General features: G+C 65.3%; 18 protein-coding genes. 6 read left to right on the top strand and 12 right to left on the bottom strand.

Annotation, left to right across the window (positions count from 1 at the left end; translation table 11 throughout):
* Positions 1 to 11: 11 nt before the first annotated feature.
* Positions 12 to 1823, top strand: a complete 1812-nt coding sequence (locus EB235_RS14365) for a dipeptide ABC transporter ATP-binding protein (RefSeq protein WP_032926409.1) — start codon at positions 12 to 14, stop codon at positions 1821 to 1823.
* 7 nt (positions 1824 to 1830) lie between these two features.
* Here EB235_RS14365 and EB235_RS14360 read toward each other — a convergent pair whose 3' ends face one another.
* From EB235_RS14360 to EB235_RS14335, 6 genes are all read right to left on the bottom strand, one after another.
* Positions 1831 to 2523: an ABC transporter ATP-binding protein gene (locus tag EB235_RS14360; protein WP_027030331.1), complete on the bottom strand. Its 693-nt coding sequence runs from the start codon at positions 2521 to 2523 to the stop codon at positions 1831 to 1833.
* Entirely contained in the window at positions 2520 to 4235 is a 1716-nt protein-coding gene (locus tag EB235_RS14355) for a branched-chain amino acid ABC transporter ATP-binding protein/permease (RefSeq protein ID WP_027030332.1), read from the bottom strand. The genes EB235_RS14360 and EB235_RS14355 overlap by 4 nt, the downstream gene beginning before the upstream one ends.
* Positions 4222 to 5091 (bottom strand): branched-chain amino acid ABC transporter permease, encoded by an 870-nt coding sequence (locus EB235_RS14350; protein ID WP_027030333.1) that lies wholly within the window; start codon positions 5089 to 5091, stop codon positions 4222 to 4224. Before EB235_RS14350 ends, EB235_RS14355 begins: the two co-directional genes overlap by 14 nt.
* A gap of 122 nt (positions 5092 to 5213) precedes the next feature.
* Positions 5214 to 6398, bottom strand: coding sequence for an ABC transporter substrate-binding protein (locus EB235_RS14345; RefSeq protein ID WP_032925493.1), 1185 nt, complete (start codon positions 6396 to 6398; stop codon positions 5214 to 5216).
* A gap of 38 nt (positions 6399 to 6436) precedes the next feature.
* Positions 6437 to 7507 carry a CobW family GTP-binding protein gene (locus tag EB235_RS14340; RefSeq protein WP_027030335.1) on the bottom strand — a complete coding sequence of 357 codons (1071 nt, stop codon included), beginning with the start codon at positions 7505 to 7507 and terminating at the stop codon, positions 6437 to 6439.
* Entirely contained in the window at positions 7494 to 9158 is a 1665-nt protein-coding gene (locus EB235_RS14335) for an amidohydrolase (RefSeq protein ID WP_027030336.1), read from the bottom strand. The genes EB235_RS14340 and EB235_RS14335 overlap by 14 nt, the downstream gene beginning before the upstream one ends.
* A 229-nt stretch (positions 9159 to 9387) precedes the next feature.
* Here EB235_RS14335 and EB235_RS14330 point away from each other — a divergent pair, with 229 nt between their 5' ends.
* Complete coding sequence (locus EB235_RS14330; RefSeq protein WP_027030337.1) at positions 9388 to 10164, top strand: IclR family transcriptional regulator; 777 nt, start codon at positions 9388 to 9390, stop codon at positions 10162 to 10164.
* 70 nt (positions 10165 to 10234) lie between these two features.
* A complete protein-coding gene (locus EB235_RS14325) occupies positions 10235 to 11188 on the top strand; it encodes a helix-turn-helix domain-containing protein (protein ID WP_027030338.1) in 954 nt (317 codons plus the stop codon).
* A 5-nt stretch (positions 11189 to 11193) separates the two neighbouring features.
* Here the strand turns inward: EB235_RS14325 and EB235_RS14320 are convergent, their stop codons facing one another.
* The gene (locus EB235_RS14320) at positions 11194 to 11607 is read right to left on the bottom strand and encodes a DOPA 4,5-dioxygenase family protein (RefSeq protein ID WP_027030339.1); all 414 of its coding nucleotides are present in this window, start codon (positions 11605 to 11607) and stop codon (positions 11194 to 11196) included.
* A gap of 597 nt (positions 11608 to 12204) precedes the next feature.
* Here EB235_RS14320 and EB235_RS14315 point away from each other — a divergent pair.
* From EB235_RS14315 to EB235_RS14305, 3 genes are all read left to right on the top strand, one after another.
* Complete coding sequence (locus EB235_RS14315; protein ID WP_027030340.1) at positions 12205 to 12684, top strand: hypothetical protein; 480 nt, start codon at positions 12205 to 12207, stop codon at positions 12682 to 12684.
* Positions 12685 to 12760: 76 nt separating this feature from the next.
* Positions 12761 to 13594: an SPFH domain-containing protein gene (locus EB235_RS14310; RefSeq protein ID WP_027059738.1), complete on the top strand. Its 834-nt coding sequence runs from the start codon at positions 12761 to 12763 to the stop codon at positions 13592 to 13594.
* Complete coding sequence (locus EB235_RS14305; protein ID WP_027030341.1) at positions 13591 to 14127, top strand: hypothetical protein; 537 nt, start codon at positions 13591 to 13593, stop codon at positions 14125 to 14127. The genes EB235_RS14310 and EB235_RS14305 overlap by 4 nt, the downstream gene beginning before the upstream one ends.
* A gap of 20 nt (positions 14128 to 14147) precedes the next feature.
* Here EB235_RS14305 and EB235_RS14300 read toward each other — a convergent pair whose 3' ends face one another.
* The 5 genes from EB235_RS14300 to EB235_RS14280 are packed head-to-tail and all read right to left on the bottom strand — an operon-like array spanning position 14148 to position 18889.
* On the bottom strand, positions 14148 to 15269 hold the full coding sequence (locus EB235_RS14300; protein ID WP_027030342.1) for an ABC transporter permease: 1122 nt from the start codon (positions 15267 to 15269) through the stop codon (positions 14148 to 14150).
* A complete protein-coding gene (locus tag EB235_RS14295) occupies positions 15266 to 15970 on the bottom strand; it encodes an ABC transporter ATP-binding protein (RefSeq protein WP_027030343.1) in 705 nt (234 codons plus the stop codon). Before EB235_RS14295 ends, EB235_RS14300 begins: the two co-directional genes overlap by 4 nt.
* A 16-nt stretch (positions 15971 to 15986) precedes the next feature.
* Positions 15987 to 16601: an ABC transporter substrate-binding protein gene (locus EB235_RS14290; RefSeq protein ID WP_080680795.1), complete on the bottom strand. Its 615-nt coding sequence runs from the start codon at positions 16599 to 16601 to the stop codon at positions 15987 to 15989.
* Positions 16602 to 16610: 9 nt separating this feature from the next.
* Entirely contained in the window at positions 16611 to 17819 is a 1209-nt protein-coding gene (locus EB235_RS14285) for a sulfotransferase family protein (RefSeq protein ID WP_027030345.1), read from the bottom strand.
* Positions 17819 to 18889 carry a type III polyketide synthase gene (locus EB235_RS14280; protein ID WP_027030346.1) on the bottom strand — a complete coding sequence of 357 codons (1071 nt, stop codon included), beginning with the start codon at positions 18887 to 18889 and terminating at the stop codon, positions 17819 to 17821. Before EB235_RS14280 ends, EB235_RS14285 begins: the two co-directional genes overlap by 1 nt.
* Positions 18890 to 19069: the final 180 nt, after the last annotated feature.

Genomic DNA, 19069 nt, shown 5'->3' with positions numbered 1-19069 from the left:
TCAGGTCATTCATGTCTTCGGTTCTAAACGTCGAGCACCTCTCCGTGTCCTACCGGGGTGCCAGAAGCATCCTTCGCGCGGTCGATGACATCTCGCTTGAGATCGGCCAGGGTGAAGCGCTCGGGTTGGTTGGCGAGTCCGGCTCGGGCAAAAGCTCGGTGGCGCTGGCGGTGCTGCGCTACCTGCCCAACCATGCCCGCGTCGAAGCCGCGCAACTGGCCTTCGAGAACCGCGAGATCCGCGACCTCTCGACCAACGAACTGCGCCGGCTGCGCGGCGACCGCATCGCCGCCGTCTACCAGCATCCGGGCTCGGCGCTGAACCCGAGCATGACCATTGGCGGCCAGATCACCGAGACGATCCTGCGCCACCGCCCGATGCATCACGACGATGCGTCCGCGCGCGCGGCACAACTGCTCGGCCGCGTCCGCGTCGCCAACCCGGAACGAGTGTTACAGCTTTATCCGCACGAATTGTCGGGCGGCATGCAGCAGCGCGCCAACATCGCCATTGCCATCGCGCTCGACCCGTCGCTGCTGGTGATGGACGAGCCGACCACGGCGCTCGATGCCAGCGTGCAATCCGAAATCATCGCCATCCTCGACGATCTGCGCCGCGAGCACCGCACCTCGATCCTTTTGATCAGCCACGACATCAACCTGATCCGCCGCTCCTGCGACCGGGTCTCGGTGATGCAGGCGGGCTCGATTGTCGAAACCGGCGCCGCCACAGATGTGTTCGACAATCCGCGCCACGCCTACACAAAGGCGCTGGTCGCCGCCATTCCGACGCTCAACCGCACCAAGCGCGACGGCAGGCTGGCCGAGGATGCGAGCCCCATCGACCTCACTTCGGACGCGCCCGCCGTCGAGAGCGAGGAGAACGCCCTGCCCGCGCGGCAGCGCGACATCGCCGTCTCGTGCCGGGGCATCAAACAATCCTTTGGCGGCCAGCCGGTGCTGCACGGCATCGACCTCGACATCGCCAGCGGCGAGACCTATGGGCTGATCGGCGAGTCCGGCTCCGGAAAGTCGACGCTGGCCCGCATCGTCACCGGCCTGCAGCCGCCGACCGCGGGTACGGTCGAGCTGTTCGGCAAGACGGTCGCACCGCTGGTCGAGCGGCGCCACCACAGCGAACGGCGCGACGTGCAGATGGTGTTCCAGTCGCCGGACCGTACGCTCAACCCGCGCCAGCGCATAAGCCGCATCCTCGGCCGCCCGCTGCGGCGGCTGGCCGGCCTGCCGCGCCGCGCGGTGCCGCAGCGCGTCGGCGACCTCTTGGCCTCGGTCCGGCTCGCGCGCACAACGGCTGAGCAGAAGCCCGGAACGCTGTCCGGCGGCCAGCGCCAGCGCACGGCCATCGCGCGTGCCTTCGCCGGCCTGCCGAGGCTGGTCGTGCTGGACGAGCCGACCTCGGCGCTCGACGTCTCGGTGCAGGCGACGGTGCTCAACCTGCTCAACGATCTCCAGCGCAAGCAGGACACCGCCTACCTCTTCATCAGCCATGATCTGAGGGTCGTGCGCTACATGGCCGACCGCATCGGCGTGCTCTATCGCGGCCGCCTGGTCGAGACCGGTTCCTCCGACCAGATCTTTGCCGGCCCCAACCACCCCTACACGCAGATGCTGCTTGCCGCGTCCTCGAACGATGGGCAGGCCGCGACCCTGGCCGAAGCGCAACCCGTCATCGAAGCCGCCCCCGGCGGCTGCGCCTTCGCCGGCCGTTGCCCCCTGGCTGACGCCGGCTGCCTCAAGGCCGAACCAGTCGCCCAGGAGGTTGAAGCCGGCCATTTCATCGCCTGCTGGAAACGCGCTGCCTGATCGAGCCCTATCCCCCGAGATAGAGCCGGTGCAGTTCGTCAGGCGATTTCAGCAGCTTCAGGCAATCGCCGTCATGGACGACGCGGCCGCGCCGCATGACATAGGCGCGGTTGCCGATCGACAATGCGAGTGCGGCAAACTGCTCGACCAGCAGCACCGCGAGCCCATTGTCTGCAAGCTTGCGCACCGCGCTCATCAGCCGCGTCACGATGACCGGCGCCAGGCCAGCCGACATCTCGTCGATCAAAAGCACCTTGGGCCGCGTCAGCAGTGCACGAGCAATGACCAGCATCTGCTGCTCGCCGCCCGACAAGAGGCTCGCCTTCACCGTCCGGCGCTGCAACAGTTCGGGAAACAGCGCATAGGCCTCGGCCAAGTCCGAACCCGAGTGCAGGCTCACCCGAAGATTCTCCTCCGTGGTGAGCTGCCTGAACACGGTGCGGCCCTGCTCGACATGAGCGAGGCCTTCGCGCGAGCGCACGCCCGGCCGCGCCTTCTGGATCTCGCGGCCATCGATTTCGATCGAGCCGCCGGCAACCGGGATGATGCCCGACAAGCCTTCGAGCAGCGTTGTCTTGCCCGCACCATTGGCGCCGAGCACGACGCTGATGGCGCCGCTTTCGACCGCAATATCGAGCGACGACACGACGGGCAATTCGGCGCGGTTGATCGACAGGTTGGAAACGACGAGCTTGCTCATGCCGCCACGCTCTCTTCCTCGATCCCGAGATAGGCCTTCTTCACCGAACCCTGGTCGAGCACCTTGGCCGGCGGCCCGGAGGCAATGACACGACCGAAATCGAGTACGGTGACCTCGGAGCACACCGCCCGCACCAGATCCATGTCGTGCTCGACCAGAAGCACCGCCGAGCCGAACAGTTTTGGGATTTCGGCGATGCGCTGCCCCAACCGCACGCTCTCCTCATGCGACTGGCCGGCGGCAGGCTCATCGAGCAGCACCACCGCCGGCCGTGCCGCCACCACGCCGGCAACGTCGAGCAGTCGCCTTGTACCGGCATCGACCGAGACCACCAGCGTGTCTGGATCGGGACAATCGAGCCAGCCGAGGATCGCCCGGGTCTCGCTCGCCGACAGGCCCTTGGCCGCGAGCGCCAGATAGCCGCCGACGGTGAGTTCCGGTGCGATGCGGTTGGTCTGCCAGGTGCGGCGCAAGCCGGCGCGAGCACGCAGATGCGCCGGCATGCCTTCGAGCGGCTTGCCGCCCAGCCGGATGCTGCCCTCATAGCTCGACAGGAAGCCGGCGACGGCGTCGATGAAGGTCGACTTGCCCGCGCCATTCGGGCCGATCAGCCCGGCGACCGTGCCGGCGGCGACCGTCAGGCTGACGCCGTCGAGCGCCACCACGCTGCCATAGCGCACGGTGAGCTTGTCAATGCTGAGCGCCGGACCAGCGGCACGGCTGACCGGGCTCGGCAAATCGCTTGCCGGCGCCGAGGCGGCCGCCCTGACGCGTGCCGGCATCAGCTTGCGCAACTGCCGGCGAAAAGTCTCGCTCATCGTCTCGCCCGTCGACAGCGCCTGCGTGGCGCCGATGGCGAACAGCACATTGCCGATATCCTGCGGCAGATCGAGCCGGCGCAGGATTTCCGGGAACATCACCACCAGCAAGCCGCCGATGATCGCGCCCTCGGCGAAATGCGCGCCGGTCATGACCGCCACCGCATAGAGCGACAGCGATTGCATCATGCCAAAGTTTTCCGAGACCAGCGTGCCGAGATAGCCGGCGAGCAGGCCGCCGGAAATGCCGGCGATGAAAGCCGAGATGGCGAAGGCCGACAGCTTGGCGGTGGCGATGCTGACGCCGTGCGCGGCCGCCGCGCGTTCGGAATGGCGCACGGCGAGCCACGACGCGCCAAGCCGCGAGCGGCTGAGCACTTCGAGTGTCACCGCGACGGCGACGTAGAACAGCAGCACGAAGACGAAATAGCCCTCGTCGCTGTCGAACAATTCCGGCCGGGGCACCTGCAGGAAATCGGTCTGGCCGGGATAGGTCATGGTCGCCAGGATGGTGTCGAAGGCGGTGGCGAAGGACAGCGTGACGATGGCGAGGTTGATGCCGCGCAGCCTGAGCGCCGGTAGGCCGATGGCAACGCCGAGCGGTACCGCCGCCAGTCCGCCGATGAGGATCCACACGGCCAGCCCGCCCGGCGCCTCGGCGAGGTTGAGATAGCCGACCGTCCAGGCGCCGACGCCGGCAAACGACATCTGGCAAAGCGCGATCATGCCGGTGCGCCCGGCGACGAGGCCGAGGCTCTGCAGCGCGACGCCGGTGATCAGCACCGAAGTCGCCAAAAACACCCAGTAGGACGGTAGCAGGCCGGCAATGACGCCGCCAAGGACAATCGCCGCGATGATGACGATCAGCGAAGCTTTCAGACTAGCGCGCTTCATCCCAACGAGCCTCCCGCTGCGACCACAAGAGAACGGCAAGCACGACCAGAAATGGGATGGCGCTGCGATACTGGCTGATGCTGTCGACCGAGCTTGCCATGCCTTCGACCAGGCCAAGCCCGATACCACCGGCGAGCGTGCGCCAGAAACTGCGAAACAGCCCGACAAGGGCTGCCGCAAGGGCCGGCACGACGAGCAGGCTGAGCGTCATGAAATTTGGCGAGCGCTGCGGCGCGATGATCATCAGCGCGAAGGTGGTGAAAGCGCCGGTCATGCCCCAGACCAGCAGCGACAGGAGCTGCACGCGGATGCCGAGCAGTTCGGCGGCCATTGGCCTGTCGGCCAGCGCGCGCAGATTCAGCCCGACCTTGGTGGTGTTGAGGAAGAGGTCGGCGAGAACGGTGAACAGCGCAGCCAGCCCGATGGTCAGCACCGAGGCGATGGTCACCTCCACGCCGGCCAGGCGGAAGGCGGAGCCGGGAAACAGCTCCGGCATGTTGTGCGGATGCTGGCCGCCGGTGAGCCGCAGCCCGATGGCGATGATGCCGACCAGCAAAGCCACGGTGACCGCCGCCTTGGTCGAGGCGCTGGCCTCGCCGAACCACCGCGTCATGATAAAGCCGATGGCGACGCCCACCACCGTGCTGGCCGCGATGCCGGCCAGCACCGAGGGCCAGAGCGGGAAACCGGCTTCATAAAGCGCGAACAGCACGAAGGTCCCTGCCGTGCCGATCGCCGCCCCGGTGAAATTGACCACGGCGACCAGCCGGTAGGTGAAGACGGCGCAGACGCCGAGCAAGGCATAGGTGCCTCCGGCTGTCAGCCCCGCCACGGCGGATGTAAGCAATGCGTTCATTGGTTATCCCGGTTGGAGAAATGGCAGGCTTCGAGCCGAATTTTTTCCCGAAGTCGGCGCCGCCCTCATTGTCCTGGACGCCAGCAGGCAGATGAGGAGCGGCGCCAACGCCCCGGGAGGACTTACTTGGCCCGCGGCAGCACGACCCAGTCCGGCGTCTCGACGGTCCAGGCGCCCTTTTCCAGTCTCATCACCTTGGTCGCCTGCATCGGCGAATGGACCTTGGCTGTGCCAAAGACATAAGGGCTGCCGGCGAGCGGATTGGTGATCGGCTGCATCTCGTGCAGCGCCTTGGTCACGCTCTCGCGCGTCACCTCGCCATCGATCGACGCCACCACTTTCAGGAACAGCTGGGCGGCGAGATAGCCGCCTTGCGAGAAGGCGGTCAGCGGCCGGCCGGCCTTCTGCATGTCGGCCGCCCATTGCGCGTTGGCGGGCGAGCTCTTCTCGGTGAAGGGCTCCCATTCGGTGCCGACATAGATCGGCTGCTTGGTGTCGGCCAATGCCGAGGCGACTTGCTCGGTGTAGCCGGGCGCCAGGAACAGCCATTTGATGCCTGTGATCTTCTGCGCATCGACGGTCTTGATCAGCTGCACCACTTGCGGCTCGACCTGGTTGGTCAGCACCGCGTCGCAGCCAGCATCGCGCGCCTTGATGACATAGGGCGTGAGGTCGCCCTGGAAGGGCAGCGTCAGGTCGATGAGGTGGATCTTTTTGCCTGAGATTTTCTCCCAGTTCTCGATCGCCTTCTTGTAGGCCTCCTGCGTGCCGCCGATGATGATGAAGAAGGCGCACAGTTTTTCGCTCTTCAGCTGGTTGGTGGCGTAGTAGGCCATCGCGGTGGAGAGCGTGTAGGGGCCGACATTGACCGGCGCCACATTGGGCGAGGAGAAGCAGGCGGCGTCGACGCCGAGGCCTTGCACGGACAGGACCTTCTTGCGGCTGTAGGTGGCGGAATTGACCGCGCAGTCGAGCAGGCTGCCGGAGCCGACCAGCGCCACCGCTTCCTTGTTGTCGATCAGGTCGCGCGCGGCCTGCGCCGCGACCGCAGGATCCGCCTTGTCGTCGGCGATCGTGTAATCGATCTTGCAGCCATTGATGCCGCCGGCGGCGTTGACGGCATCGAACGCCGCCTGCGTCGCCTTTGGCACCTCGCTGAAATCAGCGGGGCCGGTGATGGTCGAGACCGCGCCGACCTTGATCGTTCCGTCCTTGCAGGTCGGGCCGGCGGCGGATGCCGTCCCGGCCATGGCGGCAAGACTCACGCCCGCGAAGGCCACTGCCACCAGGCTGGATTTCCATTGCATGTCAGTCACTCCCCTGTTTTTTCTGATTCATTTTCTGATCAAGCAGCAGTGCGATCCGGCGCCCTGATGCTGGCGGCATCGATGGCGGCGAATTTGGTCAGCGTGCGTGCGATGGTTTCGCGTGGGATGTCGCGCACGATAAATACCAGCCGCGTGCGCCGGTCGGCCGACGGCCAGGCATCGAGCCGCACCGGCGGATGGAAGACATGCTGCACGCCGTGCAGCACCAGCGGCCGCTCCGGCTGCTCGGTGACGTGCACGAGGCCCTTGAAGCGTAAGAGATCCTCGCCCCTTAGCGCCGCGACGTAGTCGAGCCAGCGCGCGAAGGCTGCCCACTCGACAGGCTCGTCGATGACGAAGCTGTAGGACTGGATGCCGTGATGCGCGTGGCCATGGTGATGCGCATGATCGTGCGCGCAGTCGGGGCCACAATCGGGCTGGGCCATCTCCAGCAAGGCAGAAATGCGGTCAAGGTCACCAGCGGCGCCAAGATGCTGGTTATCAAGTATGTCGAAATCGGCCTCGCCATTGTGCGCCAGGCTCTGCCGCGCCGCCGGCGCAAACGCCTCCAACCGCCGTCGCAATACGCCCAACGCTTCCGCTGAAACCAGATCGGTCTTGGTCACCAGCAGCTGGTCGGCAACCGCCACCTGCTTGGTCGCTTCGGCATGACGGTCGAGCGTTGATCCGCCGTTGACCGCATCGACCGTGGCGACAACGCCGGCGATGACATAGCGGCCCGCGAATTCCGGCTCGGCCATCAGCGTGTGCAGGATTGGTGCTGGATCGGCGAGCCCCGTCGTTTCGATGATGACATGGGTCAGCTCAGGCACTTCGCCGGCACAGCTGCGCCCGTCGAGCGCCTTCAGCGTCGCCACCAGGTCGCCGCGCACCGTGCAGCAGATGCAGCCATTGCCGAGCAGCGTGAACTGTTCCTCGCTCGCCTCGATCAGCAGATGGTCGAGGCCGATAGCGCCGAACTCGTTGATGATGACGGCGGCCCCGGCAAGCGACGGCCGCCGCAGCAGGCGGTTAAGCACTGTCGTCTTGCCCGAGCCCAAGAAACCGGTCAGCACCGTCACCGGGATGGGGCGGTCAGTTCCGCTCATAGACGACCCTCCCCTCGAACCAGGTGGTCAGCACCTTGGTGTCGGCGATCTCGTCGGACGGTATGTCGAGCACGTTGCGGTCGAGCTTGATGAAGTCGGCTGACTTGCCGATCTCGATCGAACCAACCGTGTCGGCGAGCCCGATGGCGCGGGCCGAGTTGATGGTGAAGATTTCGAGCGCGGTGGCGACATCGAGCGCCTGCTCCGGCCACAGCGCCGCACCCTTGAATTCGCCGCTCGGGTTGCGGCGCGTCACCAGCCCTTCGATGCCGTCCCAAGGATCGGGATTGGGCATGACGGGCCAGTCGGAACCACCGGCCAGCAGTGCGCCGGCCTCCAGCAAATCCTTGTTGGGCCAGAAGCGCAGCGCACGGGCCTCGCCCATCGTCTGCTTGTGGCCTTCGAGGAAGCTGGTCGGATACCACAGGAACGGCGACAGGTCGGCGGCGACGCCGAGTTCGGCGAAGCGGGCGATATCGTCGGGCGCGATGTAGCTGGCATGGGCGATGTGGTGGATGAGTTTGGTTGGCCCGTTGAAGGAGCGCACGACATCGATGGCGTCGAGCGCCTGGCTGACGGCGGCATCACCGGCGCAATGGATTTTCACGCCGAGCCCGAGCTTCTCGCATTTGCCGACCCAGCGGATCAGGTCCGGGACGGTGACGATGGTCGAGCCGCGAAAGCAGCAGCCGAGGATCGGATCGCTGGTATAAGGCTCGTGGAAGGCGGCGGTGCGCGCGCCCGGCACGCCGTCGAGGAACACCTTGACGAAGTCGGGCTTCGCATGAACGCCGCGATAATTCTCGCGCAGCGCGATCAGTTCGTCGCCGGCGATGCCGAACATGAAGGACGGCTCGACCGCCGGCATCGCCGACACCGACCAGGCGGTCAGTTCGCCGCGATCATCGAGGCCTTTCAGCGCCGCCAGGATCGGCTGCATGGCGGCGGCGTCGAGGAAAGCGGTGACGCCGTAGGAATTGAGCGTAGCGATCGACTGCGCCATCGCCGCGCGATCCATCTCTTCGGTGTAGTGGCCCGATCTGGCGATGGTGCTTTCGACGATGCCGGCGGCGGATTCGATCATCATGCCGGTCGGTGCGCCCGAGGCCGGGTCACGGCCGATCGAGCCCTTTTCCGGATCCGGCGTGCCTGACGAAACGCCGGCCAGGCGCAGTGCTTCAGAGTTGATCCACCTGTTGTGATAGGTGTCGTCGCGCAGCATCACCGGCCGACCCTGGCTGGCTCTGTCGAGTGCGGCCAGCGCCTCCAGCGAGTTGAGCTTGGGCAACAGGTCGCTGCCCCACTGGCCGCCGATGATCCAGGATCCCTCCGGCGCCTTGGCCGCCGCCTCGGCGACGCGCGCTATCAGCGTTTCGAAGCTCGAGGTCGGCGCAAAGCGCAGCTCGAACAGTTCCGCCTGCCCGCCCATCATCAGATGCGCGTGCACATCGACAATGCCCGGCATCAGCATGGCGCCACCGAGATCGACGGTGCGCGTCTGCGGTCCGCTCAGGCCGGCGACCGCATCAGCCTCGCCCACCGCCACGATGCGCCCTCTCTTGACGGCCACCGACGAGGCCCATGGCCGCTTGCGATCCAGCGTGTAGATGCGGCCATTGGTCAGAACCAGGTCGGCACTTCTATCGGGCATTTTTCTCCCTCTCCTCACTCCGCCGCCAGTTGCGCTCCAGACGGGGCACTCTTGGCATTGCGTATGGCGCCGCACTTGGCGTTGCCGCGAAACCGCGTTTGCCCCTTGTTTTTACGTTCCCATGTCGGTTCATCATATGAACCGACGTTTTGTATGTTATAGCCAGACTGCAAGCCGCAAAGGCTGCTGTCAAGTTAATTCACACGCTAAGTATCTTGGAGATTCTGCAATGAGCACGGTCGGCAAGGCGATTTCGCTGCTGGAGCTTTTCACGCCGAAGGAGCCGGAGATCGGCCTCTCCGACATCGCCCGCAAGTCGGGTCTCGACAAGGCCACGGCGCGGCGCCTGCTGGTGGCGTTGGCCGAACACCGGTTGATCGAGCAGGAGCCGCTAAGCCGCCGCTACCGGCTGGGCGCCGGCCTGTCACGGCTGGCGCGCATGCGCGACGCGCACCTGCCCTTCGTGCGCGTCGCTGCCCCCATCGTGCGCGAGCTGGCGCTGGAGACCGGCGAGACCGTGCATCTCTCCGAGTTCAGCGCCGGCGCGCTGCTCACCGTGCATGTCGAGCTTTCGGCAAGGGCCAATCGCGTCAGCGTCGATGTCGGCCAGATCCTGCCGTTGCACGGCACCGCGTCCGGCATCGCCTTCCTCGCCTTCTCGCGCCCGGAAACCGTGGAAGTGTATTTCGGCAAGCCGCTCGCCGCCTTCACCGCCCACACCGTGACCAGCCGCGACGCGGTGATGGCGGCCGTGCGGCTGGCGGCGACGCGTGGCTATTCACGCAGCGCCCAGGGCTATGAGGAAGGCGTGCACAGTGTTGCCGCGCCCATCCTCGGCTCGGACGGTTTCCCCGTCGGGACGCTGGCGATAGCCTCGCCGCTATCGCGCATCGACGACGCCATTGCCGAGCGCCAGGGAGAGGCCGCGCGCGAGGCAGGTGCGAAGATTTCCGCCCACCTCACCGGTGAACAATGGCATGCTTCTCTGCCGTTGCGGCAGAGATAATTATCATGTTAAGTTCCTGTCAGCCGCAAGCCCGCGACAAGACGGGAGGTTTCTTTGGAGGAGGAAACACATGCACGCCGCCGCCCACCATGTCAGCATCGCCGACGGCGAAGCTTTCCTGTCGACATCACGCCTTCTGTTCGGCCCGATCACGCAGCGCTTCCCGCGCGGCACGGTGCCGTCGATCCCGCAACTCGTGTCGGTCAATCTCGGCGCCTGCCGGCTGTCCGAGATCAAGGCCAATTCGCATCTGGTGCTCAACGACCGGCTGTTCTGGCGCAGCTTCGACCCCGACGCGATCAAAATCCTGATGCAGCTTTCAGGCCGCAGCCGTTTCGAGCAGCAGCAGGTGGCCGTCGACCTCGGCCCGCAATCGGCTGTTATCTATGATCCCGTGCGCAGCTACTCCCTGCAGAACCTCAGTGATGTCGACCAGTTGATCCTGCAGGTGCCGCGCTCGACCTTTGGCGACGACACGCTCGCCCGCCTCTCCGCACCCCTGCCCCTGCCCGGCAACGGTGACAGCCTGACCCACATCGTCTCCGGCCTGATGCAGATGGCGATCGGCGAGGCACACAAGCTCGATGAGGCCGGCAGCCGGCGCGTCGGCGACAGCCTGGTCCAGCTCGTCAACGGCCTGATCCAGGCCAAGCCCATGGCGCCCGAATTCCGCCGCTCGCCGTTAGAGGCGCTGCGCGAGCGCATCGTCGCCTATATCGACGCCAACCTTGCCCGCAGCAGCCTGTCGGCGCAGGACATTGCCCGCCACATGGGCTGCTCGCGCCGCTATCTCCACCGCGCCTTCGAAGGCGAAGGCGCAACGCTCGAACGCTTCGTCTGGGACCGCCGCCTGGAGCGCAGCAAGGAAGAATTGCTCTCCCCCGCCCGCGCCTCCGCCTCGATCTCCGAAATCGCCTTCGCCTGCGGCTTCAATTCGAGCGCGCATTTCTCGAGGGCGTTCAAGAGCCGGTATGATGTGGCACCAAGGGAACTGCGCGAGCGGTTGCGTGCCGTGGTGCATTAGGGTCGCTAGGCGGGCAGCGTCGGCTCGGTGTTGACCTCCAGCGCCTCTTCCGCCTCATGATCGTCCGGAAGCGTGTCGCCGTGCACGTCAAGCGGCCGGCCGATCCAGACCGGATCGACCAGATGGTCGCGCTTGGGGTTGGTCGTGTTCGGGTGGATGAGGATGCTCAAGCCCCTGTGGTTCAGCATCAGCCACGGAACGAGCGAGCCGAAAAGCTCGTTGGCGAAGGAGACCTGGTACATAGGCTGGTCATGCGGGCCGACTTGCCGGTCGTGCCAATTGCCCAGGCGCACGCGGAACCGCTCGCCGATGCGAAGCCGCAGCCATTCGGCATGCTGCCGCTGCGTTTGCCCGCCGAAGTAGATGTGGGCGTGATAGCTGGCGATCTCCGCCAGCGGCCGTGGACTGTCTTCGCTCATCTCCATGCCCTCCCTCGCAGCGTGTCCGACCATTGAGCCCAACAACGCGGGTTTTAGCAAGGTCACCTTCCCGCCCCTGGCGCATGCATTGTCTTATGCGGCGCTGGTCGACCCCCACTCCGTCTCGGCTTCGCCGAGCCACCTCTCCCCCGATCGACGGGGTAGAGGAAAAGGCGCCAAGCCTTTTGCCGTCAACGCCCGCCCAGCAAGGCTCCCTTCCTTTCCCTCCGGAGGGGGGAAAGGTGGCGCTGCGAAGCAGCGACGGATTGGGGGAACCACGTGGCAATCAAGCCCCAGGCAGAACGCATCTTGCTGCTTGATGTCGCTCTGCCGCCGAAAGACCGGCAATGGCTGGGATGCTCTCGATAATGTGTATGGCTGCCATTTGAGACATCCCCTATCAACGACGCAGCTTTTGCCCCGGACAGCCCCGTCCGGCAAGACTGTGTCTGACGTGTTAACCGGGAGGGAATTGGGGGGTCCGCAGATACTCCGGCCGCCATTGATCCGCCGAGCAGCGGTGGCCAATCGTGCCTGAGGACGAGAGCTTCCACCGCATCCTGCAATCAACGCGGACCATTGAACGGGGCTGGTCGAATGTCGTTTTTTGTCTTTGCACTGATCTTCGCATTCATTCTCTGGCAGCGGCTGGGCAAGAACCGCCGCCCTGCAACGCGTGTCCAATCAGACACAGGTCGCCCGGCTTCGCCGCTGGCCTCATTCACCGATGACGACAAGGTTGAAGACATCGCCGCCGATGTCGCCGGGCTGGTCTCGAACTTTCTTGGCCAGAACAGCGGGGATTTGATCAAGCAGGTCGTCAGCCGGGCCATCGACGAGTCCAGGACCGGAGCCGGCCGCAGGCTCGCCGTGGCGATAGAGCCGATCGAGCAGGCAATCCAGGCAAAGCGATCGCAGCCGCGCGAAAAGCAACGGGCAAAATACCTGCTCGATGGCGATGGCGGCTACCGCCAGCGCACCGACCGCACCGCCCGGCTGCAGCAACAATTCGGCGGCAAGGGCCTCTGTTCGCCGAGCCATTCAGGAACCGCGAAGGCGCGGCAAACAAATCGCTGAGCAAGTCTGCTCAGCCGCAAGTCGACAGCATAGCGCACGCGCTGGGCGTGCCGCACCATCAGGAGGGGAAGTCAAAATGGCAATCACCAGACAGGTCATCACGTCGCTGCAGCGCGACGGCACGGACGCGCTCGGCACCAGGACGGTGGCGATGAAGATCGTCGACGAGAGCATCGTCTCGGGCTCGCTGCTGACGGTGGAAAGCAACCATTTCTGCATCCTGAAATCGCGCGGCGCGGTGCTCAACGTCTACGAGACCGGCCAATACGCGCTGCAGACGCCGGACAAGCCGCTGGTCGGTTCGATCGTGCAAGGGTTTTTCGGCGGCTCCTCGCCCTGGGTCTACGAGGTCATCTACATCAATCGCTCCAAGCTGCTCGTGCGCAATGAGGGCATCGCCACCTCGGCCGAGATGGCGGAGATGTCCTATGTCGTCGACTACTACATCCACATCGACAGCAAGGAAGAGGCGCTGGACCTCATCACCCACATGCCGTTCGCGGGTGCCGTGATCGACACCAAGGAAATCGCCGACTATGCCGGGCCGGCCATCGAACAGGCGATCAACCAGATCATCCAGGTCACCAAGATGGAGAACATCAACGAGCGCATCAGCGATGTGCGCGAGGCGGTGAAGCTGCATCTCACCGATTTCCTCAAGGTCTACGGCATCATGCTGAACGACCTCAAGGTGCTGATCACGCCGCGCGACGAGCGCATGCGCGAACTGATCTCGCTGCAGGCGATTGGCCTGAGCCCCATCGAGGCGGTCCGCTATTACCTGGCGTTGCGCATGGCCGACAAGGGCCTGGTCTCGGCGCCCAACGCCGCCGCCGGCCTGCCCTTCAACATTGGCGGCCAGCCGACAGGCTTCTATCCGCTGGGCGATGAGGTGGGCGCCACAAGATGAGCCGCTTCTACGAGGCCGGGCCGCTCGCCAAGGTTGGCATCAACCTGTTCTACGGCTACGGCTACAATTTCTACCGCCAGGAAAACCAGCTGCGCGCCGACGACCAGCGGGTGCGCCAGATGGCCTGCTCGCTGCTTTCCCGCGCCCGGGCAGGCATCGACGAGGCCGAGGCCCGCTACCGCCGCGACAACATTGCGCCGCCGACGCGGGCCAACCCCTTCCCCGACGCGACGATCGTCGCCAACGCCCAGACGCTCGAGCGCCTGGGTCGCGAGGTCGGCGCGCTGGAGGGCCAGATCCGCCACCAGCCGGTGCCGGAAAACGACCGCATGGCCCAGCGCTACCGCCAGGAAGCGGGCACGCTCGCGGCTTTGGCGGAGAAGGACGCGGTGCTGGTCGGCCAGGCGGAGCTGCTGCGATCGATGCTCGAAGGCGTCGCGGGGGATGCAATGCTGGCTGGCAAGCGCGAGATCGAGGTGGGGATTGCCGCGATCACGGCGACGTTGCGGGAGCGGCAGACGTTTTTGTTGTGAGGCGCCCCAGCGAGCCGGCGTCAGATCCTGCGGAGCGCGTCGGCAGGCAGTAGGCGCGTGGCGCGCCAGGCCGGGTAGAGCGCGCCAAGGGGCCCAGCGATGAAGACGAAGATCAGCGCCTGTGCGATCGACCAGCCTGACAGATAAGGCACGATCAAGCCCGCCGCGAAGTTTGTCTTCGCCGCCATCTGCATCGTGAGGACGCCCAGAATAATCCCGATAACCCCGCCCAGCGCGCTCATGATCACGCCTTCGATGAGAATGAGCCGAAGGATCCGCCGCGGTGACCAGCCAAGTGCTGCGAGAACTCCAATCTCGAAAGTCCGTTCGTTCACGGCCATCAGAAGTGTGTTGGCAACGGCGACGGAGGCCATCGCCATGACAACCAGTGAAATTGTCTGGGCAATCGCCCGAAGCAGATCGAAGATGCGGATGCTGTTGGCAAACTGCTCGGTGTCGCCCACCGCGAATCCCGGTGCGGCGGCGATGAGCCGGGTTCGGGCAACAGCGATGTCGTCCTTCTCGAGCGGGCGCTTCAACCTCACCTCGTACAAGGTAAACACGTCCTCGCGCGACAGGAGTTGCTGCAGCCCTTCGAGCGGAACGATCGCGCTGTTCTGGTTCAGCACGGACGAGAACGAGGCGATGCCGACAATCTGGTAGGGCTGGAACTGCAGCTCGACGGTATCACCGACCCGCTTGTCCAATGCGGTGGCGATCGACTCGCCAAGGATCACGGGCCACTGGTCCCCGGGCGCAGGGACGCGCCCCGCCACAAGGTGCATGTCTTTCCACAGGAAGCTGTCGCTCGGCCAGCCGGCCATGACAATGTTCGCGGCGTCGTCAGCGGTGGTGATGTTGAGGAGAACGCCCGACACGGCATCGACGTTTGGCACCGAGGAAAGACCGGCGCCCAGCGACCTGGGCACGGTGCTGCTCACCAGGTTGAATGCGCCGCGCTGGCTCACCACCAGATCCGCGCCGTTCTCATCGATTCCCGAGGCAAACGAGCGCTGGACGCCGGCCGTCAGGCCGGTAAGCGCCACAAACCCCGCGACCGCCAGAGCGATGCCGAGAACCGTGAGCAGGGTTCGAAGCGGGCGCGCAAGGAGACCGCGCAAGGGAAGGGTCAGCTCTGTCATGGGTTAGCGGATGGAGCGGGCGCAGGCATCGCTCGGCTGTCCGAACGGATGCGGCCGTCGGAGACCTCGACGCGCCGGCCGCACAGCGCGGCCACGTCCTCGTCATGGGTCACCACGATCACAGCGGTACCGAACTCGCGATGCGCGTTGCCAATGATGCTCATCACGGACTGGCTCGTCTGCACGTCGAGACTTCCTGTCGGTTCGTCCGCAACGAGAAGCTTCGGACGGTTGGCAAGTGCGCGTGCAATGGCAAGCCGCTGGCGCTCGCCGCCCGAAAGCTCGGCCGGCCGCAGCGTAGCGCGTTCGGCCAGACCGAAATGGGCCAGGAGTTCGAGCGCGCGAACGCGACGCTGCCGCGTTCCGCCGAGGTTTCCGAGCAAGGCGACCTCGATGTTCTCGCGCGCCGACAAGGACTGCAGCAGGAAGAAGTTCTGGAAAACGATGCCGATCCTGCTGGCCCGCACGGCCGCCCATGCGGCCCTCCCGTTGATGGCCCTGCCTTCGAACCGAACTTCGCCGCGTGTCGGTCGGTCGAGCCCACAGACCAGGTTCAGGATCGTGGACTTGCCGCTGCCGCTGCGGCCGACAATGGCGACGGTCTCGTCATCCTCGATCGCCAGCGACACACCGTCGACGGCGACAATGCGGCCGCCGTCAAAGTCGCGACCGACATTGCTCAATTCGACGAGGAGGGACATGAGCACAAGCGCGGCATCATACCCGGCCTTTCCTGAGATCGGCGACAAGTGCCGGGATCGAGCCGCCATTGCCGGCAAGCAACTGGGCAACGCGGTCCCGCTGCTGCACGGTCACGGAGCCGCCGTCGACAAGGACATCGCCGATGCAGAGTTGTCCGCGACAGTGGCGCACACGCCAGTCCACGGATGTTGGGCCGTGGAGCGGCCGGCGGAATTCGCTGCGCACCAGGATGTCGCCATTGGCCAGAGCCTTTGTGCCGAGCACGGTGAAAGTCTTGTCCTGCGTCCGCTCCAGCCTGTCGGCCAGCCTGTGTGCAATCGCATAAAGCAGCGCATCGGTCACCGAGGCGCGGTCGTCCGCACTCGCCCGGCGCCAATAGGTCCCGAGCACGGCTTGCGCGATACCCCTGCCGTCGAACGCCGTGGAAATGGAGCGAAGCTGCCCCTCGGCCGATCCACCGTGCCCAAGCGCAATCGCTGCCTGTCGCACGGTCTCGACCAGCTTGACCGCGTCACTCTGCTCATCGGCGGCCGCCGGAAGCGATGGCGCGCAGATCGCGAGCAGCGCGGCGACAAGCAACAGCCGGGCCAAGGCTGCCCAGCTTGCGTGCGACCATAGGCGTGCTGTCATGATCCTATGTCATCCAATGCGTTGTTTGCTGTCAACATCGGGCGTCCCGGGAGCCTGTAGAGGCGCATGCCCAAACGCGGCGGCCAGCGGTTCGAGGCGCGCGACCCGCGCTTTCTGCTTTTCGCTCAGCTCTGGATGGCAGCTTCGCACCTGTTTGCCGAAAGTCGCGGCGACCCGCAGCACCCGCTCCTCGCAGCCGCGCGAAAATGGCAGGCCCAGCTCATGGTAGATCCGCTTCATCTCGCCCACGGGGTCAGCGGTGAGATCCTGCAGCCGCACTTCCGCCAGATCGCCAGCTGGAATCCGGGCTCTATCGGTCAGATAGTGCATCTCTGTCGCGAGATATTCGCGGGCGATGATCTCCTCCTGCTCGTCCTCGGGCAGAGGCGGCTGCAGGGCGAATGCACGCTGCAATTCGCGCGCCAGAAGCAGGTTGGACCGGAACACGACCTCCGGCGAACGGGAGATGTGGACGAACTTGGCGCCCGGAAACATTTCCTGGAGGTAGCGCACGCGCGCCGTATGGCTCGGCGACTTGAGCAGAAGTCGCCGCCCGCCCGCAACGAGAGCAAGCTTCTGGACGAAACCCAGCTGATGCGAGCGCCAGCGGCTGAACTCGTCCGCCGAAAGCGCGTCGAGATCGTGAAATCGATTGAAGAAGGCTTGCCGGCGGGGAAGTATGGCGCGTCCCGCGAGCACGGACATCCCGCCCAGATTGTTCAACGCGAAGTCGTCCTCCCCCGGCAGCCTGGCGCCCACCGGCACGACCGCGCCGAGGCGCGTCAACGGCAGCAAGGGCACGAAAAAATAGCGCAGCAGAAACCAGCCAGGGATGAAGGCCTGAGGGGCCAGAACCTGCGGCCAGCTCGGCGATCGCAGGTCCGGGTCGGCTGCCAGCAGGTTCTGCAAAAACGTCGTTCCGGATCGGAAGTAGCCGAGGACGAAGACGGGGGCATTGTCGCGTCCCATCCGGGGCGGCCGCAGCCGTAGCCATGCCGCAACGATCAAGCGCTCAGGCAGGGAGGCGACGGTGTTGACCAGCGAAAGCAGCAGCAGGAGCACCAGGCGGGGCCAGTAGGCGGGAGGGATCTGGCCTTGCGCGCGCCACAGCACCCGCAGCACGGCGTCGAGAGGCGCCACGCACATGAAGTGCGGATACGGCAAATAGGGCGCCAGCCGACGGGCCGCGAGCGAGATGTTTTCGTGCAGGGCCTTCATCAGGCAGTCCGGAACATCATGGTCTCGGTGGTCAATCCCGGCCCGAACGCCATGCCACAGCCGAGCAAGCCCGCCGGCTCCTTCAGCATTTCGGCCATCACGAACATCACGGTTGCCGATGACATGTTGCCGTATTGCCGCAGCACTTCGCGCGATACGGCGAGCGCGGACGGGTCCAGTTTGAGTGCCCGCTCGACCGCGTCGAGCACGGAACGGCCGCCGGGATGCACCGCCCACAAATCGATCTCCTTGGCGGGCCTGCCGCCGAGGATGGCCGCATGCTCGTTGCGCAGCGTCTCGCGGACCGCGCCGGGAACCTGGCCGGACAGCACCATCTCGAAGCCGTCGTCGCGGATGTGCCAGCTCATCAGCTCCTTGCGCTCCGCAGCGACGATGGCGTGGAAGCTTTCGAGCAGGATGCCGTGCGGTTCGGCCGTGACCAGCGAGGCCGCGCAACCGTCGCCCCACAGGCAAAACGAGATCAGCTTCTCAAGCTCGGTGGCTTCCCTGAAATGCAGCGTGCACAATTCGATGTTGACGGTCAGCACGCGGGCTTTCGGGTCGGAGCGCACGATATGGCGTGCCAGCTTCAAGGCGTTGATGGCGGCGTAGCATCCCATGAAGCCGACAATGGTGCGCTCGACCGAATTCGGCAGGCCGCATCGCGCCACCAGCTCGAGGTCGATGCCGGGCGCCGAAAAGCCGGTGCAGCTGGTCACGATCAAATGCGTGATCAGCGAGCGGTCTTCGTCGGCCAGAAGCTTGTCGACGGCCTGTTGCGCGAGCTGAGGTGCCGCGGCTTCGTACATCTCCATGCGGATCGCGGTGCTGGCGAACGAACCCTTGACCGAGGTGCCGTCGCGGTCGATTGCCCCGCCGCGCGGATCGTCGGCCGGCGCGAAGCAGGAATAGCGATGTTCGATGCCGGCAAGAGCGACCATGCGCTCGAAGACCGCAAGGCGCTGGGCATCGTCGTCAAGCAGCAAAGCTCCATAGCGGAGATAGAACTGATGCACGTCGTGTTGTGGAACGGACGTGGCAATGCGGTTCAGATACGCTTGAGGGGCCAAAATTGCTCCGACAATGAGCCCAATCGGGTCTCACAAGAGGTCTAGGAATTGGGGAAGTGTTTTCTAAGGCAAACGCCGACATAAGGCATTTTATTGCGTGATGCCGATATTTCATATGAGCAAACTGTGATACCAGCCTCCGATCCTGTATGAAAGGGACCGAAATTCGGCTTCGCCATC

This window comes from Mesorhizobium loti R88b (genome assembly GCF_013170845.1).
Lineage (GTDB): Bacteria > Pseudomonadota > Alphaproteobacteria > Rhizobiales > Rhizobiaceae > Mesorhizobium > Mesorhizobium loti_B.
This window is presented reverse-complemented; position numbering and strand designations above follow the sequence as displayed.

Bases quoted from the DNA above. Each gene is read 5' to 3' on its own strand.
- EB235_RS14365 (WP_032926409.1), top strand. From the start codon at position 12: ATGTCTTCGGTTCTAAACGTCGAGCACCTCTCCGTGTCCTACCGGGGT.
- EB235_RS14360 (WP_027030331.1), bottom strand. From the start codon at position 2,523: ATGAGCAAGCTCGTCGTTTCCAACCTGTCGATCAACCGCGCCGAATTG.
- EB235_RS14355 (WP_027030332.1), bottom strand. From the start codon at position 4,235: ATGAAGCGCGCTAGTCTGAAAGCTTCGCTGATCGTCATCATCGCGGCG.
- EB235_RS14350 (WP_027030333.1), bottom strand. From the start codon at position 5,091: ATGAACGCATTGCTTACATCCGCCGTGGCGGGGCTGACAGCCGGAGGC.
- EB235_RS14345 (WP_032925493.1), bottom strand. From the start codon at position 6,398: ATGCAATGGAAATCCAGCCTGGTGGCAGTGGCCTTCGCGGGCGTGAGT.
- EB235_RS14340 (WP_027030335.1), bottom strand. From the start codon at position 7,507: ATGAGCGGAACTGACCGCCCCATCCCGGTGACGGTGCTGACCGGTTTC.
- EB235_RS14335 (WP_027030336.1), bottom strand. From the start codon at position 9,158: ATGCCCGATAGAAGTGCCGACCTGGTTCTGACCAATGGCCGCATCTAC.
- EB235_RS14330 (WP_027030337.1), top strand. From the start codon at position 9,388: ATGAGCACGGTCGGCAAGGCGATTTCGCTGCTGGAGCTTTTCACGCCG.
- EB235_RS14325 (WP_027030338.1), top strand. From the start codon at position 10,235: ATGCACGCCGCCGCCCACCATGTCAGCATCGCCGACGGCGAAGCTTTC.
- EB235_RS14320 (WP_027030339.1), bottom strand. From the start codon at position 11,607: ATGAGCGAAGACAGTCCACGGCCGCTGGCGGAGATCGCCAGCTATCAC.
- EB235_RS14315 (WP_027030340.1), top strand. From the start codon at position 12,205: ATGTCGTTTTTTGTCTTTGCACTGATCTTCGCATTCATTCTCTGGCAG.
- EB235_RS14310 (WP_027059738.1), top strand. From the start codon at position 12,761: ATGGCAATCACCAGACAGGTCATCACGTCGCTGCAGCGCGACGGCACG.
- EB235_RS14305 (WP_027030341.1), top strand. From the start codon at position 13,591: ATGAGCCGCTTCTACGAGGCCGGGCCGCTCGCCAAGGTTGGCATCAAC.
- EB235_RS14300 (WP_027030342.1), bottom strand. From the start codon at position 15,269: ATGACAGAGCTGACCCTTCCCTTGCGCGGTCTCCTTGCGCGCCCGCTT.
- EB235_RS14295 (WP_027030343.1), bottom strand. From the start codon at position 15,970: ATGTCCCTCCTCGTCGAATTGAGCAATGTCGGTCGCGACTTTGACGGC.
- EB235_RS14290 (WP_080680795.1), bottom strand. From the start codon at position 16,601: ATGACAGCACGCCTATGGTCGCACGCAAGCTGGGCAGCCTTGGCCCGG.
- EB235_RS14285 (WP_027030345.1), bottom strand. From the start codon at position 17,819: ATGAAGGCCCTGCACGAAAACATCTCGCTCGCGGCCCGTCGGCTGGCG.